This is a genomic window from Roseomonas sp. TAS13 (assembly GCF_001950415.1).
In the GTDB taxonomy this organism is placed as follows: Bacteria; Pseudomonadota; Alphaproteobacteria; order Acetobacterales; family Acetobacteraceae; genus Roseomonas; species Roseomonas mucosa.
Genome location: NZ_BDLP01000732.1, coordinates 1 through 874 on the forward strand (window position 1 = coordinate 1; position 874 = coordinate 874).

Sequence of the window (874 nt, forward strand, 5' to 3'; positions counted from 1 at the left end):
ACGAGGCGGTCGGGTTCCTCCTGAACGACAGCCGCCTGCGCGCCGCCCTGCGGCAGGGCCTGCGCGGCGCGCCGGACATGCAGCGCGCCCTGGCGCGGCTTTCGGTCGGCCGTTTCTTTCCGCGCGACCTCGCCGCCATGGCCGAAGGGCTGGGCCGGGCCGAGAGCATCCGCCAGGCGCTGGACAGGGCGGAGGGCGTGCCCCTGCTGCTGCTGCGCGCGGCGAAGGCCCTGCTGCCGGGGAACTCCCCCCGGGCGGAGCTGGCCCGTGCCCTGGCGGAGGACCTCCCCTCCCGCTTCGAGGACGGCAACGCCATCGCCACCGGCTATGACGGGCAGCTCGACGGGCTGCGCCGGCTGCGCGACGGCGCGCGCGAGGCGATCCTGGAGATGCAGCGCGAGCTGGCCCAGGCCTGGGGCGTGGCCAGCCTGAAGATCAGGCACCACCAGCAGTTCGGCCATCTGGTGGAGGTCCCCGCCGCCGCCGGGGAGGCCCTGCTCCGCGCGAAGGCCCAGGAGGGGCCGCACGCCCCGATCCACCGCCAGACCATGGCCAATGCCCATCGCTTCACCTGCACCGCCCTGGCGGAGCTGGACCGCAAGCTCTCCTCGGCGCGGGAGGAAGCGGCGCGGCGCGAGGCGCGGGTGGTGGCGCATCTGCGCCAGCTCTGCCTCGACGCCGCCCCGGGCATCGCCGCCGCCGCCACGGCCCTGGCCGAGATCGACGTGCAGCAGGCGGCGGCCGAGCTCGCCGCCGGAGGCGGCTGGTGCCGGCCGGAGATCTCGGAGGGCACCGGCTTCCGCGTGCGGGGAGCCCGCCACCCGGTGGTGGCTGTCTCTTGATCACATCTACGCACAGCTCCACCGTAAGGCGA

General features: G+C 75.5%; 1 pseudogene. It reads left to right on the forward strand.

The window, feature by feature from the left end:
• A pseudogene (locus ROTAS13_RS25190) lies at nucleotides 1-842 on the forward strand (DNA mismatch repair protein MutS); the annotation flags it as partial.
• Between the last annotated feature and the right edge of the window lie 32 nt (nucleotides 843-874).